A 15,093-nucleotide genomic window follows, 5' to 3' on the forward strand; every position below is an offset into this window, starting at 1 on the left:
GCACACGCTACTTTGCAACAGCATAGATCGATTCAGCCGCTACGTTACATGAATTACAAGCTTTTTCTGCTTATCTCACTGACTGGCCTTTCCGTAACCGCCACCCGCGCGCAGCCGGACACATCATGCCCCGAAGCAGCTGTTCAGCAACGACCAACGCAATGGATACGACGCGGTAGTTCGTGGGTAGGTTCTGACCTGCAAAACATTTCCAAAGCCATGCAGCCTCAGGTCTCCGCCCGGCAAGACAGGATGCTGAGTTTTATCCGGCAGGCTTACCCCGAACCGCGTGGCCTCGAGGCCCGGCAGGGGGCAAACATCAATACGGACCACCACAGCATCTACGAAAAGCAGCTCAATGGGCCTCTGCGCTACACCGTGCGGGTCATGTTCCATCATTACTGGTGCTTCCGCGGCAAGCCGGAAGTATCGGGCGAAACGGGTACCCATATTGAAATGCACGCTAATTTTCTGTACAAGTTTATGAAGGAGGTAGGCTACCAACTGCCCAACGGCCAGGCGATTTACTACATGCCGAAGCAGGTTGGTCTGCTGAAAGGGTACCCGGTCTACAGCGCTCATCCTGATGATCGTGACCGTAAGCGCGAATCCATTCTGATTCTGCCCGATCAGCGGTTGCCGGTCCGGGCCGTTAGTCGGGAGGAACTGGTGCAATTGTGTCAGGCTACACTCCGTAAAATGCTGGCAGAAAACGACGAAACGACGAAGGTCCTGGAAGCGTCCTTGAAAGAAAGCGAAGCCTATGCGGCCAGGATCGATTTCAAGACCGAAGCTGAGCGCCGGAAATACATCGACGGCAACCGGCAGAGCGTCGAGCGCGGCCGTCAGAAGCGTGATGCATCGGCCCACGAGTGGCGCAGGAACATTGACCGGCTGGAGCAGATGCTGGCCGCCATGACGCCCGCCGAGCGGAGTATGCAGGCTGTGCTGGGTGAACCTTATGGCTTTATGACGAATCGACGCGGAGAAGGTACGTTTGCCGAACAGGCGGCACTCCCTTACAGCCAGCCCCTTGTGACGCATGATGTCAACTACCTGAATAGCAAATTACCGCGACCGGCGGTTCAATTCATCCACCTGCAAATGACATACGAAACGACCCGGGATATGGTGGCTAAGCGGGCGATGATGAGTCAGTTTCTGGAAACGATTGATCTGGATGGGCTGAAAGGAATGCTGGAAAAGTGAAATCAACGTGAGTTATGGATTGAATTGCCTACAATCCATAACTTATGTTAAAAATCACTTATCAAATCCGGATTTGAGCAGATTTGAGCGTCATTGTAGGCCTGTTTTGCGCAAAAACGACGATTTATGAAAGGCTTCTTCTGCTTTTTGTTGCTCCTCCACTGGCTACCGCTCAACGCCCAGGCTGCTACGGATTCGCTTTCAACTAAAATCCTGCAGCCCGCCGATATGCAGGCCGATTTTCAGTATCTGCGTCGGCTGCTCGAAGAAACGCATCCGGCCCTGTATCGATACACACCCAAAGCGCAGATGCAGGCCAAACTGGATAGCATGGCCAGTACGTTGAATGAGCCGCTGCCGTTCTATACGTTCTTTAAGACAGTCTCGGCGCTTCTTGGCGATATCAGGTGCGCCCATACGCATACATTACCCGGTAAAAACTGGCGGGAACAGTTCAACAGTACGTTGAAAACGATACCGTTTTTTACGATCCAGTTTGAAAATCGCTCGTACGTGTTGTTCAATGGTACAGCCGACCAGACTGTTAAACCTGGCTTCGAATTGCTTAGTATTAACGGACAGTCAATGGAATTGATTCGTCGGCAACTGTACCGATACCACTGGGACGATGGCTATATCGAGACGTCGAAAGTACAGGCTATGCGGGGGCAGTTGTTCGCGCTATTTTACTACTGGTACATTGGGCAGCCAGAGACGTATCGGCTCTCCTTCCGAAGCCTGAGTGGTGATACCGTACAAGTTGACGCGCCTGCGGAAACCTTCGGTGCTTCGCTGAAACACATGATGGCGAACCCGGTCAACAAGCAGATGGTAGCGTGGTACAATCAAAAAAAACGGCGCTATCCCTGGCGGCTGTATCTCCCCGACACGCTGGCGAGCACGGCTTTTTTGCGGCTGGACGGCTTTGGGGGAGGGGGTGAGAAGAACGGCGCTGAAGCTGTGACGGTCTTTCGGAAATTCATGGATAAAGCGATGGCGAAGCTGGCAAAGAAGCAGATTCAGCACCTGATTGTCGATGTCCGCAGTAATAACGGCGGTTGGGATAGCCAGGGTATCGAGTTGTTTACGTACCTGATGAAATCCGATACGGCTGTACCTTACTACGCCCGGCAGCATAGCATAACAGACAACGCCGAATCCGAGTTTTTTAAATTCTCCGACCTCTCCGAAGCCGACCGGAAGAACGTAAAGAATGAATTGATACCCGAAGCTGATGGTACGTTCACACTCAGGCAGGGCAGCGATACCCGCGAACCAATGCGCTACGCGCCCAAACCGAATCGGTTTCGTGGTCAGGTTTACATTCTGATGAATGGCGAGAGTGCCTCAACGGCATCGGAATTTCTGGCCGTTGCTCATGCCAACAAGGTGGGCGTATTTGTAGGCGAGGAGTCTGGCGGGGCCTACGAAGGCGGGAATGGCAGCAGTTTTATCAACCTTGAATTACCCAGGTCCGGCATCCAGGTGACGACGCCACTGGTGTACTACCGCAATGCCGTGCCGGAACCGAACCAGAAAGGACGCGGCACCTTGCCCAATCACCCCGTACCGACTACTATGCAGCACGTATTGACTCACACCGACCCACAGCTAAACTACGTAGTAAGGCTTATTCGCGAACCCGCCCAAACTACCGGGCGTAAACAGTTGGACAGGGGAAAGTAATACATAGCTGCTGAAACAGGTGTTTACAGGTGTGTTCGTCCAAGTTAAGGTGGTTGTCAGCAACGATTCTGAGGTTATTCAGACGTTAGCTGATCTGACAGATCGTCAGTCCTAATCGGTTGAGGCCTCCGATACGTAGGGGAGTGAACGATTTGTTTTGCCGGGATCGTATCAGAGCCGCCAGTTGCTTACCCGGCGTCCATCAATCGAGTATTTTCCTGGCCCCAGAAAGAACAGGGTAGCATAAACCAGCAGGTAGAGCAGCGGCAACTCTCTGTCGCCGAAAGGCTTGCCTGCACCGGCAATAAAGGCCGCCACAAACATGGTGAACATAATCGGCAGCGTGGCTAGCCGGGTATAAAACCCCAGCAGAACCAAAAACGCACACCCGACCTCGGCAAAAGTTGCCAGCACGAGCGAAGGGCCGCTACCAATACCAAGCGGGTCACCAAACGACATAGTACCGTTCAGAATCTTGGTCAGCTTGGGAATGCCATGCGTGTACATGAAGCCCGTTATGGACAGGCGGAGTAATAACAACCAGCCATAGACGGCCGACGAACTGGCCATAACGCCCAGCGGTGGATAAGAGGTTGTGCGATTCATGGGATGTACGTTGAGTGAATCTTGTGAACAGATTGAGCTATCTCATTATGAACTAATTAGGCGGACCAGTGTTTGATGGAACCTTAAATGTAAGCGTACGAACTGAGCCAGTAGGTTTATTAGCCAAACGGCTAACGTTACCGATACGTAATCAGTCAGTACAATTCTCCAACAATCGTAAACCATACTAAGTTAGTAGGCAAAACGTTGCCCAAACGCAGTAGTAGTAGTATGGAGAGTTGTGTGTCAAGCTGGAATGAACTGATGAATTGTTTGTATGAAGAGTCGTGGATGTCTGATATTCAGCGATTTAGATCTCCTTATGCGTTCCGTGGTATGCCCGATACAACCTACACGCTGATTACGTCGCTGATGCGGCTGGGGCCAGGTTGCAATCAGTTTGAAGGACATTTGCTTCGTAACTTCAAAAAATACGCGACCCGCGAGGTCCTGGAGCATGACTCGTTCTGGCACTGGCTGGCGGTAGCCCAGCATCATGGCCTTCCTACCCGGCTCATGGACTGGACCTTCTCGCCGTTGGTAGCGCTGCATTTTGTTACATCAGACCCCATTTTGTTCGATCGCGACGGTGTAGTGTGGTGCATCAACTACAGAAAAGTACACCAGTTTTTGCCCGAATCGCTCACGTCAACGCTTCATCAGGAAGGGGCCGATGTGTTCACGGTTGAACTGCTCAGAGACATCGAATCCCTCGAAGAATTTGATCGATTGTCGGACGAAAAATTCGCCCTGTTTTTTGAGCCACCCTCCATCGACGACCGGATCGTTAACCAGTACGCCCTGTTTTCGGTTGTCTCCAGCCCTGAGCTGCCTATGGACGAGTGGCTGGATAGCCATGACGACATGTACCGGAAAATCATCATTCCGGCAGAATTGAAGTGGGAGATTCGAGACAAACTCGATCAGGCCAACATCAACGAACGCGTGCTGTTTCCGGGGCTGGATGGGCTGAGTAGCTGGCTTCGTCGACAGTATATGTCTCCGCTGCGGCCGGTGCGGAAGGAAGATGAGCAGGCTCCTTCGCTCACAGCCCGTTATCCGGCCCAATGAGCGGAACCACCACCTCAAATTCATCGGCCGTTTCGCGGATGTCTACTTCGGGCTGGTGCAGCAGTTCGTATTTGGTCATGATGGTGAGCAGGCCTTTCTTGGTTGAAATGACCCGATCCCGTGATTTGCGCTGGAGATTGTTTGAAACCACCAACGTACTGAGCGCATTGGTCCGGATCTGAATCGTCAGCGGGCGGCTGCTCGATACGATGTTGTGCTTGACGGCATTTTCGACCAGCAGTTGCAGAGTTAGTGGGGGCAGCTTGTGATTCAGGTACTTGCGGTCGACGGACAGTTCGAGTTCAATTCCCTGGCCGTAGCGGGTTTTCAGCAGGTGGTAGTACGAATGAATGAAGTCGATTTCTGTTTCAAGCGTGGTCAGTTCGTACTCGTTCGTACGCAACAGATACCGGTACACCTTCGACAGTTCATCGACGAACTCTTCGGCCTTGTCGGGGGCGTCGGAAATCAGCGACGACAGGGAATTAAGCGAATTGAAGAGGAAATGTGGATTCAACTGGGCCTGTAACACCCGCATCTGCACCTCCGAAACTTCCTGCTTCAGGCGCTGAACAGCCAGTTCGGCTTCCAGTTGCTCGCGGTGGCGTTTCTCCCGTTCGCGGGCAAGTTCCTGCTCAATTACGGCCTTCTTGATAATCACCTGCCGCTGCCGTTGAGCCAGACCGAGAGAGAAAAACATCAGTTCGAGGATAATACCGACCTGCATGTACGTCAACGGCGCGTGCCAGAACTCGGGCCGTTCGCGCCATTCGTCGGACGCAAAGATGGTCAGCAGCATGGCCGCCAGTCCACCCAGCACGAGCATAGCCGAGCCGGTAATGAAGTAGCGGGATGCGTAGCTTTTGACCCGGAAAATCCTGAAAATGATGTACCAGGCCACCACCGCGAGGGTGATGCGGACAACAGAGTGGATGATTTCGTGGATCGGTTCGCGCCAATAATCCGATAAAAAGCAGAACCAGACCTCCAGGCCAATATAGGCAAGCAGAAATGCCTGACTAACCCGAAAGAGCTTTAGCAGGCTCGGTACCCGTTCGCGAATACCAATGAACGCATTGGTAAAATCGTAGTAGACGAAGTACGCCAGCATAGGCCCGGCGATGCGGACAAAATGCCGGGCATTCGTTGTCAGACTGTTATCAAGGGTAGTGCCGCGAATCAGAAAGTAGCCCACCCAGACGAGGATATAGGCGGTATAAAGCCCGTAGATGCGCTCCCGATACGAAAACCATTGCACCACGTTAAATAGAAGCATGGTTGTGACCATACCCAAAAACAGCACGTTCCAAACCTCGTACGTCATGCAACAAGCAACCAATAGACGATTTGCTTACCAAAAATAAACAAAATATCCTGGAAACGACGAAACGTTTTGTGCAAACGGCTGGCCGGCTGTGTGAAGGGTAAAATGCCTTCCTAACTTTTCCTATTGGTCGGCGTTTATGTTCTGTCCTGGCCAGGCACCAGCCTTGCCCTGGCATTTCAACTCAACGGGTGATACATGGCACGATTCAACAACCTGCATAACTGGACCCTTACCCCGGCCGAAGCCGTTGCCCTGCAACAGCAACTGCGTAGCGAGATACGTATCGAACCGCTGACCCGCCCGGTCGAAACCATTGCCGGCTGCGATATTTCGTTCAACAAATTTGAAGAGACGGTCTACGCCGGTATCGTAGTGCTCCAACTCGACACCCTTGAGGTAGTCGAAGAGGTGGGTGTTATCAGTACCGCCACATTTCCCTACGTACCGGGCCTGCTGTCGTTCCGGGAGGGACCGGCGTTGCTGGATGCGTGGGCCAAACTCAAGATAGAACCGGATGTGGTTATGTTCGACGGACAGGGCATCGCGCACCCGCGCCGGATCGGGATTGCCTCGCACATGGGCCTGTTCATCGACCGCCCGGCGTTTGGCTGCGCCAAGTCGGTGCTGGTCGGTAAGTACGACGAACCCGCTCCGGAGCGGGGTAACTGGTCGCCGATGGTTCATTACCGGGAAGTAATTGGAGCGGCCCTGCGAACCAAAGACAAAGTCAACCCCGTCTACGTATCGCCCGGTCACCTGATCGACATGGAAACGGCGATTGACCTGACATTACGGTGTAATGGCGGCTATCGCATTCCCGAACCGACACGCCGGGCGCATAACCTGGTGAATGCACTTCGGCGCGGGGAACGGGCCGCGGATTAGCTTTGCAACAGAGGTAACTCAGCTTAGTCCGGATTCTTGCATTGTAATACCAGTTTCATTTTGGTACTGCTCATTATGGGTTTGGGATGAGGATACGGGCATGCGCAAAAGCTAGTCTGAAGTAGCATAATACTACGCCTGTGGTGTCTACTTCTTAGCTGCATACGCCGGGTTGGGCCTCGGCATGTTGGCTTTCACCTCAGCACGCCATTTCGTTAGCTTTTCGAGCAGTTCGTTGGCTTTCTTCGGTTGCTGCTGCGCCAGGTCGTTGCTCTCCGAAATGTCGTTGCTGAGGTTGTAGAGTTCGGTATTGCCGGTTTCGTAGTGCTCAACCAGTTTGTAATCACCATCCCGAATAGCTGCCGAAGGCCGACTCGCCTGGTTGCTGAAGTGCGGATAATGCCAGAAAACAGGTCCGCGCTTATGGGCAGCGGCCGGGTTGCTAAGCAGCGCGTAGAAGCTTTTGCCGTCCGGTACGGCTGGTTTCCAGTTCGTTTGCAGCATCTCCATAAACGTCGGTACGAAATCCGTGCCGGTGAGGTAGCGGTCGCAGGTGGCGTTTCGGGCGGTTATGCCTGATCCTGCCATAATCAAGGGTACGCGGATGCCGCCTTCGTAGACGTGGCCTTTCCATTTCCGCAGGGGCGAATTGTCTGTTGGCGTTGGACCGGCTTCGGGCATCCCGAGTCCACCGTTGTCCGACGTGAAGACAACCAGCGTATTGTCGGCCAGACCGGTGTCTTTCAATTTTTGTAGCACCCGACCAACGCCCTCGTCGAAACTAAGCAGCATGGCCGCATAGGATGGATTATACCGCCCGTTGAACCGTGGGTACCGATACAGAAACTTGCTGAGCTTATCGGCACGGGGTACCAGCAGAATGTGCGGGGCCGAGTACGCCAGGTACAGAAAAAGCGGTTTCTGCCCGGCTTTGTTCTGATCGATAAACTCAAGGGCGTAGTCGGTTAGTTTGTCGGTCAGGTACTCCTTGCCGGTGTCTTCAAAAACGGTCTTGTTGTTCGAGGCAATGGAATAGTTGTAGTAGTCCAGTCCGTTCTTACTGATCTGCCGTTCGTAGTCGAAGCCCTGGGCGGTCGGCGTAAGCGAATCACCGGTGTTCCCAAGGTGCCATTTACCGACCATACCCGTTACGTAGCCCTGTTGTTTGAGCAGTTCGGCCAGCGTTGTTTCCGAAGCCGGTAGATAGCGACGCCACTCGGCCGGCAGCAGCGATGACGTCGTATCTACGCGTTCTCCACCGATGAAATTAGTGAGGTGCAACCGGGCCGGGTGCTTGCCCGTCAGGATAGCCGCCCGCGACGGAGAACAGACCGGACAGGCCGAATACGCCTGCGTGAACCGGATACCCCGCCGGGCCAGTGAATCCAGGTGCGGGGTCTCGTTGTACGGGTTACCGTAGCAGCGCAGGTCCATATAGCCGAGGTCATCGGCCAGAATGAAAACGATGTTGGGTCGGTTGGCGACGATGCGGGATGGATGCTGGCTGGTCGGGGAGAGCTGAGCGGTAAAGGCGGTCAGCAGACAGGCAAGCAGAACCAGAAAAATCGAACAGAAGCGCATACGTCAGGGGTTAGGAAAAGTCAGCTATAAAAACGAGCGGTTATAGATAACTACTGCCATCATCCAGCTTTACTTTACCGCGGAACGTATAGAACGAAAAGATGGTATACGCAGCCGCCAGGGGTACACCAACGAAAGCAAATCCCAGCATGATACTCAGCGACTTGGTAGTCGACGCTGCGTCGTAAATGCTAATGTGATTGTTGGGGTCGATGTTGGAAAACACCAGATTGGGATATAGTCCCAGCGCCACCAGCACCAGCATGAGCGAGGTCGTAACGGCCGACGAAATGAATCCCAGCAGGTAGCGCCGTTTCTCGATGCTATACCGGATGTTCAGGACAATCAGCAGAGCCGCCATCGGCACCACGAACCAATACGGTCGGTCGCGGAAAATGGCCGCCATGTGTGGTACGTAGATCAGCGTGGCTACAGCCGATGCGATGAAGCAGAGAATAAACAGCTTGCTGGTCCAGTTGATCAGGATGGTCAGTTTGGCGTAAAGCCGGTTTTCTGTCTTCATGGCCAGGTACATGGCCCCGTGGAGCATAAACAGCGACAGCGTCGTAATGGCGATCAGGATGGCGTACGGATTCAGAAAGCCCCGAAGCGTACCAATGAACCGGTGATTACTGTCGAGCGGAATCCCCTGCACCATGTTGCCCAGAATCAGGCCGAGGATGAGGGCGATGGACGTACTCGACGCAAAGTAGTTGAAATCCCACAACCGACGCCACCAGCGCATGGGCTCCTTGCTACGGAATTCAATTGAAATAGCCCGGAAAATAATGCCGAACAGCAGCAGCATAAACGGCAGATAAAACGCCGACAGCAACGTACCGTACACCATCGGAAAAGCTGAAAAGAGGACGCCCGCCGAGATGACCAGCCAGACAACATTGCCGTCCCAGACCGGCCCAATGGCGTTGAGCACAATCCGGCGACTTTCCTCCTTGCGAAAGAACAAGTGCAGGGCGCCGGCTCCCAGATCAAAACCGTCCAGAATGCCATACCCCGTTATCAATGCCCCCAGCAGCAGGAACCACCACGTGGGTAAATCAAGACCAAGTATTGTTTCCATGGGTTTAAAGAGTGAAAGACCGAAAGAGTGAAAGAGGAAAGAGCGGTTTGGTAGAGTAGTGATTCGCTCTTTCACTCATTCACTCTTTCGCTCATTAACTTATCGTGCTGTTGAAAAAACGTCTGGGTTTTTGGTGGATAGCGGACCCGAATGATCCGTAACGTCGCCGACATCGATGCCGTGCTGAATTTTCTTGTTGAGCAGGTAAATGAATAGCAGAAACAGCACAAAATACACGAGGGTGAACAGAATCAGCGAGGTGAGCACCTGGTCGGCCCGGACGGCTTCCGACAGCGCATCCGACGTCCGGAGCAGGCCGTACACCACCCAGGGCTGACGACCCACCTCCGCCGAGTACCAGCCGACCTGGTTGGCTACCTGCGGCATCAGGACCGAGAACACGAAAATCCACATCAGCCAGCGTTGTTCGTAAAGCCGGCCGCGATAGAGCAGCCATAGCGCCAGCAGTGTCAGGCCGATCATCGCAAACCCGAGCGTCACCATAATGTGGTACGACTGGAACACGAAGTTGACCGCCCCGGGGCGGTCGTTGACCGGGTATTGTTTCAGGCCCGGTACGTTGGCACGGGGATCGAAATGGAGCAGAAACGATAAGCCGCCGGGGACTTTCAGGCCGTGCGTAACCTCATTCTGTTTGTCAACCCAACCGAACACGTAGGCGTCGGCAGGGGCCAGCGAATCCCAGTGCCCTTCCATAGCGGCCATCTTGATCGGCTGGTATTTGCCGACTACGTTAGCTGCCGAGTGGCCCGTGAACAACGACAAAAGCGCAGCAAACGTAGCAACCCATAACCCAATTTTGAAGCCTTTCCTGGCATGGTCGATGTGCTGACCGCGAAGAATGTACAGTGCGCTGACGCTCAGGACCAGAAACGCCCCCGACGAAAATGCCCCGACCAGTACGTGCGACAGCCGCTCAACCGACGACGGGTTGAAGATCATCGCCCAGAAGTCAGTAATTACGGCGCGGGCCTGCATCTCGTGGCCCTCGATCCGAAAACCGGCCGGCGTCTGCATCCAGGAATTGGCCACTACGATCCAGATGGCCGAGAAGATGGAACCCAGCGCCACCAGTACCGTAGCCATGAAATGCACCCGGGGGCTGACCCGGTTCCAGCCGAACAGCAGAATACCCAGAAAGCCGGATTCCAGGGCGAACGCAAAGATACCTTCGGCCGCCAGCGCACTGCCAAACACATCGCCGACGTAGCGCGAGTAGGTAGCCCAGTTAGTGCCGAACTCAAATTCCATAACGATGCCGGTAGCCACACCGATACCAAAAATCAGGGCGAAAATCTTGATCCAGAAGCGAGTCAGGTCTTCATACACCTTGTTTTTGGTTCGAAGGTACATGCCTTCCATGAACACCAGACAGACGCCAAGACCAATCGTCAGCGGTGGGTAGATGTAGTGGAAGGCAATCGTAAACGCGAATTGTAAGCGGGAGAGGAGGGTAACGTCGTCCATGACTGTAGCGGTAGGGAAATTACCCGCATAGCGTCGTTAACCTGGTACTGAATCTATGGCGAGGGCCTACCAGATTCAAGTTACAACGGAAGGGAATACCAGCGTACGAAAAATGAGCCTACCGGAAAATAAAACACAGATGAGCTTGCTAATAGACTAACTGGAAAGTTTGTAACTTACTTATAGTTAGCGTGCTAACTGAACGTATTCCGTCAACCTTTCTTCTTTTCTACAACCATGCCTATTGCAAACCGGAATCTAACCGCTCATTTCACACTGCATGAGCTGCTGACGAGCGAAACGGCCGTTCGTTTTCAATTTAACGAACAATTTGAACCGTCTCCTCAAATCGTCAAAAACCTGGAACTGCTTTGTCAGAACGTACTGGAGCCGCTCCGGATGGGATTAAACATGCCGCTTCGGGTAAACAGCGGCTACCGATGTATTCGGGTGAATAGCCTTGTAGGAGGGGCTTCAAAAAGTCAGCACCTGCTTGGTCAGGCGGCTGATATTGTCGTCCTGAATCCGGCGGTCAGTGTTGAGGAGTTGTTCCAGCGGGCGCGGGCCATGAAACTTCCGTTTGACCAGATTATCCAGGAGTTTAATAGCTGGGTTCATATCTCATTCCGGGCCAATCCGCGTGGAGAAGTGTTACGCGCTACAAAAACACCCTTGGGGAAAACGGTTTACCAACGTGTTGATACGGCTCCGTTGCCTATCCAATAGGGGGGCAACCAAAGAACCTCTGTAGCAGAGGCTTTATATGGATTTTGCACTGGTACTGTATTTCACCCCAAACCCCTGAAGCGGTCGGCCGTTGCCGGGCTTAGCGTTGCTAATTTCACAGGTCTATGTCAAGCAGCGCTAAGCCCGGCAACGGCCGACCGCTTCAGGGGTTTGGGGTATTTCCTTAACTCTTCTTTCCGTTGTACGTAATGCGCCAGACCGTGCCTTTGACCGAGTCGGTGATGTACAGCGAACCATCGGGACCCTGCGCCAGACCAACCGGCCGGTGCCTGGCATCGGCGGGACTAACCAGATTTGGCTTCCCGGCGTTAGCGCTGGTGCCGGGCTTACCCGGTTCGGCTACACCGGCAAAGTTCTCGGCAAATACCTCGTAGTCGCCGGAGGGGCGGCCATCGGACCCAAACGGGATGAACGCGACAAAATAACCGCCCTGTTTCAGTGGAGCGCGGTTCCAGGAGCCGTGGAAGCAGACGAATGCCCCATTTTTATAGCGGTCCGGAAAGGCGTTTCGGCCTCCACCCGTGTAGAACAGCAGATCGTTGGGTGCCCAGTGGCCGGGAAATGCCATGATCGGTTTTTCTTTACCCGCGCAGCGATCTTCGGTTTTACCGTCGCCACCGAATTCCGGAGCTAAGACCTTTTTCTTCTGGAAGTGGTCGTAATAGCAATACGGCCAGCCAAAATCAGACCCTTCTTTCACCATCAGAAACTCTTCCGACGGCAGTTCAGCGCTTTGTTCATTGGTATACTGATTCGGGTACAGCGTCGCCAGCATGTCGCGACCGTGCTGCAGCGCGTAGAGCGTATTATTGGCCGTATTCCAGTCCAGCGCAACGGCATTCCGGATACCCGTTGCATAGCGCTTCCCGTCCGACTGTTTCTGATTCAGCTTGTTAGCGTCGAACACCCAGATGCCGCCGTAGCTCTCGAGTAGTGGGCACGGGTCCTGCCCTTTCGAGCCCTGCGTCCGGTCCTGCTCCTGACAGGCATTCGAGGGGGCGCCAAAATTGACGTACAGTTTGCCGTCCGGCGAAATGGCGAACGACTTTGATGCGTGCTGGCGCTGGAGCGTCAGGCCGGTTACGATCGGCTCCCCTTTTGCTCCGGCCAGCACTTTGCCGTTGGTGAGCTTATAGCGGAACACCGCCGTATCGGCCGATGCATAAAGGTAACCGTTGTAGATGCCCGCGCCCGTACCGGTGTACGTACCGAACGTAACGGTCTGGTCAGCGCGGCCGTCGCCGTTGGTGTCGCGGAGCTGGACAATACCTTTGCCGTTTTTGAGTTCATCCAGCTTGACGAAGACCGTACCGGTGGTTGGATCGATGGCCATGTGCCGGGCTTTGCCGAGGTTGTCGGCGAAGGTGAGAGCGCTGAAGCCTTCAACAAGCTTCAGGCCACCGTTATTGGGGTCGGGTGCCGGTAGGGTTGATCTGTTTTTAGGCGGGTTAACAGCGGATTTATCGACGCCGTGGACAGAAAACATAGCGGCTGTCGTCAGGCCAAGCAGGAGCAGTTTCATGGCAGGAAATGGGTTGATGTAATGAGCTGACGCCCGGTTAACTGCCCGTATGGAGGAAAGGTTTAGCCCAAGTACGATAAACGGCGGGCTTTCACTATTTTTGATTTTTAATGGCATAATCCAAAGAAAACAGACGTTGTCTGCTTTTTAACTAAACTCAGTATCTCTTACCATGATAGTATCCCGAAAATGGCTCCTGGGCAGCGTGGCGGCCGGATGGCTCAGTAGCGTGGCTGTTACGCCCGCACACGCACAGGCCGATTTGCCGATGACCTCCGTCGCTCAGTTAACCCGCCCAGCCGGTTGGCAACTGGTCGGAGCCGTAGCGGCCGGGCCCGGCAGTGGGTCCCTGAAAACCCAGCCCGGTACGACCATATTGACAGGGACTCGTGAGCCGTTGACGTTGCTGAAATCCAGCGATGATTTTCGGATGCGCTTCGACGTATTGATGACGGCTAATTCGGATGTGCTGCTTACTCTACCGAGTGGCCAGCCAATCAGTTTTGCGCATTCACTTGATCTTCCCCGATTGATGAAAGCTCCCGGCTTGTGGCAGACCGTTGAAGTATGGTATAGGATGGGCGGCCCCAAAGGAAACGACGTACTCGAAAAACTGGTCCTGAACGGCGTAACCGTTCGGGAAGGACAGGTGCTGAGCGGCCGCAACGCCAATGCCGTGACACTGACGGATGCGAACGGTACCGTAGCCGTTCGTAACGTAGGCTTTCGAACCATGATGCCGCGCGATGTGGCCCGCTGGAGCAGCCCTGTCAGTTACACCATAGTGGAAGGGGGCTACATACAGGACCCGGCGGAAGCTGCCCGTAAAAAAGTGCTGAAAAAGGATACGACGGCTATGCTGAACTATGAGGTGGCCTACGGACAGCCGCGTCAGTACACCATACTTTTTGACGGCAAACTGAATGCGTTGCAGGCTGGTGATTACCAGTTCGAACTCAATCAGGGGGGCGTAGCTGCTTTGTGGGTCGATGGCAAGGAGGTTATTCCTGTCAGCCATCGGGAACTGGGCCAGCCGAGTACGGGGAATGCAACGCTCACCGCCGGTCCGCACGATGTTAAGGTCTATTTTTCCCGGTCCTGGTTCCGGCCGGGTCTGGGCCTCTTCGTATCGCAGGCCGGTACGCGTCCGCAACCGCTCCACGCGCTGGCGTCGCTACCCGAACCCGATCCGGTGGGCGCCATCAGCGTACAGGCCAAAGCCCGGCCCGAGTTGATTCGTTCGTTTGTGCAGGTGCCGGGCGAAGCCAAAAAACGCACGCATAGTCTGTCGGTTGGTACGCCTGCCGGCATGCACTACACGCTCGATCTGAATCAGATGGCGCTGTTGCAGGCCTGGAAGGGCGATTTTGCCAACGCTACGGAGATGTGGTACGAACGGGGGGAGCCGCAACTGTTGTCTCCGCTGGGAGCAACCGTCCATTTGCCCGCCCAAACGGCCCTGATGACGCTGACCGACGAGAACGTGACCTGGCCGGATAGCGTTGATGAAAATACACTTCAGTACAAGGGCCTGGTGGTCGATAAAGCCGGTATGCCGACCATCGAATACGGACTGGCCGGGGCAACCGTGACCGAAACCATCCGTCCGGAAGGCGACGCATTGGTACGTACCCTGTCCCTGAAAGGCGAACCTAAAGCGGCAGTCTATTGCCGTGTGGCTGCCGGAGCCCTCGAAGAGGTCGAAAAAGGCCTGTATGCGATAAACGATCGGCGGTATTACGTCCGTTTTGATCCAAAAGCGAAAGTGAAACTGCGTCAGGTGGCCGGAAAGCAGGAGTTGCTGCTGCCCGTTGCCATGAAAAACGGATCTGGCTCGGTACAGTATTCAATAGTGTTCTAATCTACCTGAGCAGGTCAGGCATCTGTTCG

12 protein-coding genes are annotated in these 15,093 nt (G+C 54.3%); 6 read left to right on the forward strand and 6 right to left on the reverse strand.

Features of this window, described 5'->3' with window-relative positions; translation table 11 throughout:
* The first annotated feature begins 48 nt into the window (after window positions 1–48).
* A complete protein-coding gene (locus BN8_RS29655) occupies window positions 49–1,209 on the forward strand; it encodes a hypothetical protein (RefSeq protein ID WP_009285654.1) in 1,161 nt (386 codons plus the stop codon).
* Window positions 1,210–1,335: 126 nt separating this feature from the next.
* Complete coding sequence (locus BN8_RS29660; RefSeq protein ID WP_009285655.1) at window positions 1,336–2,895, forward strand: S41 family peptidase; 1,560 nt, start codon at window positions 1,336–1,338, stop codon at window positions 2,893–2,895.
* A gap of 171 nt (window positions 2,896–3,066) precedes the next feature.
* Here BN8_RS29660 and BN8_RS29665 read toward each other — a convergent pair whose 3' ends face one another.
* The gene (locus BN8_RS29665) at window positions 3,067–3,501 is read right to left on the reverse strand and encodes a DoxX family protein (protein WP_009285656.1); all 435 of its coding nucleotides are present in this window, start codon (window positions 3,499–3,501) and stop codon (window positions 3,067–3,069) included.
* A gap of 291 nt (window positions 3,502–3,792) precedes the next feature.
* Here BN8_RS29665 and BN8_RS29670 point away from each other — a divergent pair, with 291 nt between their 5' ends.
* Window positions 3,793–4,572: an FRG domain-containing protein gene (locus BN8_RS29670; protein WP_374755538.1), complete on the forward strand. Its 780-nt coding sequence runs from the start codon at window positions 3,793–3,795 to the stop codon at window positions 4,570–4,572.
* Here BN8_RS29670 and BN8_RS29675 read toward each other — a convergent pair.
* Window positions 4,547–5,896, reverse strand: coding sequence for a sensor histidine kinase (locus tag BN8_RS29675; protein ID WP_009285658.1), 1,350 nt, complete (start codon window positions 5,894–5,896; stop codon window positions 4,547–4,549). The genes BN8_RS29670 and BN8_RS29675 overlap by 26 nt on opposite strands.
* 198 nt (window positions 5,897–6,094) lie before the next feature.
* Between BN8_RS29675 and nfi the strand changes: the two genes are divergently transcribed.
* Window positions 6,095–6,784 carry a deoxyribonuclease V gene (nfi, locus tag BN8_RS29680; protein WP_009285659.1) on the forward strand — a complete coding sequence of 230 codons (690 nt, stop codon included), beginning with the start codon at window positions 6,095–6,097 and terminating at the stop codon, window positions 6,782–6,784.
* 147 nt (window positions 6,785–6,931) lie between these two features.
* Here nfi and BN8_RS29685 read toward each other — a convergent pair whose 3' ends face one another.
* The 3 genes from BN8_RS29685 to BN8_RS29695 all read right to left on the reverse strand — a co-directional run bounded on the left by BN8_RS29685 (window position 6,932) and on the right by BN8_RS29695 (window position 10,934).
* Window positions 6,932–8,365, reverse strand: coding sequence for a sulfatase (locus BN8_RS29685; RefSeq protein WP_009285660.1), 1,434 nt, complete (start codon window positions 8,363–8,365; stop codon window positions 6,932–6,934).
* Window positions 8,366–8,405: 40 nt separating this feature from the next.
* Window positions 8,406–9,446, reverse strand: a complete 1,041-nt coding sequence (gene cydB, locus BN8_RS29690) for a cytochrome d ubiquinol oxidase subunit II (protein ID WP_009285661.1) — start codon at window positions 9,444–9,446, stop codon at window positions 8,406–8,408.
* Between the two features lie 99 nt (window positions 9,447–9,545).
* The gene (locus BN8_RS29695) at window positions 9,546–10,934 is read right to left on the reverse strand and encodes a cytochrome ubiquinol oxidase subunit I (RefSeq protein ID WP_009285662.1); all 1,389 of its coding nucleotides are present in this window, start codon (window positions 10,932–10,934) and stop codon (window positions 9,546–9,548) included.
* A gap of 237 nt (window positions 10,935–11,171) precedes the next feature.
* On the opposite strand from BN8_RS29695, the gene BN8_RS29700 reads away from it, so the two are divergent.
* Entirely contained in the window at window positions 11,172–11,660 is a 489-nt protein-coding gene (locus BN8_RS29700; protein WP_009285663.1) for a D-Ala-D-Ala carboxypeptidase family metallohydrolase, read from the forward strand.
* Between the two features lie 184 nt (window positions 11,661–11,844).
* Here BN8_RS29700 and BN8_RS29705 read toward each other — a convergent pair whose 3' ends face one another.
* A complete protein-coding gene (locus BN8_RS29705) occupies window positions 11,845–13,203 on the reverse strand; it encodes a PQQ-dependent sugar dehydrogenase (protein ID WP_040007065.1) in 1,359 nt (452 codons plus the stop codon).
* A gap of 172 nt (window positions 13,204–13,375) precedes the next feature.
* On the opposite strand from BN8_RS29705, the gene BN8_RS29710 reads away from it, so the two are divergent.
* Window positions 13,376–15,064 carry a PA14 domain-containing protein gene (locus BN8_RS29710; RefSeq protein WP_009285665.1) on the forward strand — a complete coding sequence of 563 codons (1,689 nt, stop codon included), beginning with the start codon at window positions 13,376–13,378 and terminating at the stop codon, window positions 15,062–15,064.
* Window positions 15,065–15,093 lie beyond the last annotated feature (29 nt).

The sequence above is a fragment of the Fibrisoma limi BUZ 3 genome (assembly GCF_000296815.2).
In the GTDB taxonomy this organism is placed as follows: Bacteria; Bacteroidota; Bacteroidia; order Cytophagales; family Spirosomataceae; genus Fibrisoma; species Fibrisoma limi.

What these genes read in the sequence shown, in the direction of transcription:
- BN8_RS29655 (WP_009285654.1), top strand. Translation starts at nt 49, where the DNA reads ATGAATTACAAGCTTTTTCTGCTTATCTCACTGACTGGCCTTTCCGTA.
- BN8_RS29660 (WP_009285655.1), top strand. Translation starts at nt 1,336, where the DNA reads ATGAAAGGCTTCTTCTGCTTTTTGTTGCTCCTCCACTGGCTACCGCTC.
- BN8_RS29665 (WP_009285656.1), bottom strand. Translation starts at nt 3,501, where the DNA reads ATGAATCGCACAACCTCTTATCCACCGCTGGGCGTTATGGCCAGTTCG.
- BN8_RS29670 (WP_374755538.1), top strand. Translation starts at nt 3,793, where the DNA reads ATGTCTGATATTCAGCGATTTAGATCTCCTTATGCGTTCCGTGGTATG.
- BN8_RS29675 (WP_009285658.1), bottom strand. Translation starts at nt 5,896, where the DNA reads ATGACGTACGAGGTTTGGAACGTGCTGTTTTTGGGTATGGTCACAACC.
- nfi (WP_009285659.1), top strand. Translation starts at nt 6,095, where the DNA reads ATGGCACGATTCAACAACCTGCATAACTGGACCCTTACCCCGGCCGAA.
- BN8_RS29685 (WP_009285660.1), bottom strand. Translation starts at nt 8,365, where the DNA reads ATGCGCTTCTGTTCGATTTTTCTGGTTCTGCTTGCCTGTCTGCTGACC.
- cydB (WP_009285661.1), bottom strand. Translation starts at nt 9,446, where the DNA reads ATGGAAACAATACTTGGTCTTGATTTACCCACGTGGTGGTTCCTGCTG.
- BN8_RS29695 (WP_009285662.1), bottom strand. Translation starts at nt 10,934, where the DNA reads ATGGACGACGTTACCCTCCTCTCCCGCTTACAATTCGCGTTTACGATT.
- BN8_RS29700 (WP_009285663.1), top strand. Translation starts at nt 11,172, where the DNA reads ATGCCTATTGCAAACCGGAATCTAACCGCTCATTTCACACTGCATGAG.
- BN8_RS29705 (WP_040007065.1), bottom strand. Translation starts at nt 13,203, where the DNA reads ATGAAACTGCTCCTGCTTGGCCTGACGACAGCCGCTATGTTTTCTGTC.
- BN8_RS29710 (WP_009285665.1), top strand. Translation starts at nt 13,376, where the DNA reads ATGATAGTATCCCGAAAATGGCTCCTGGGCAGCGTGGCGGCCGGATGG.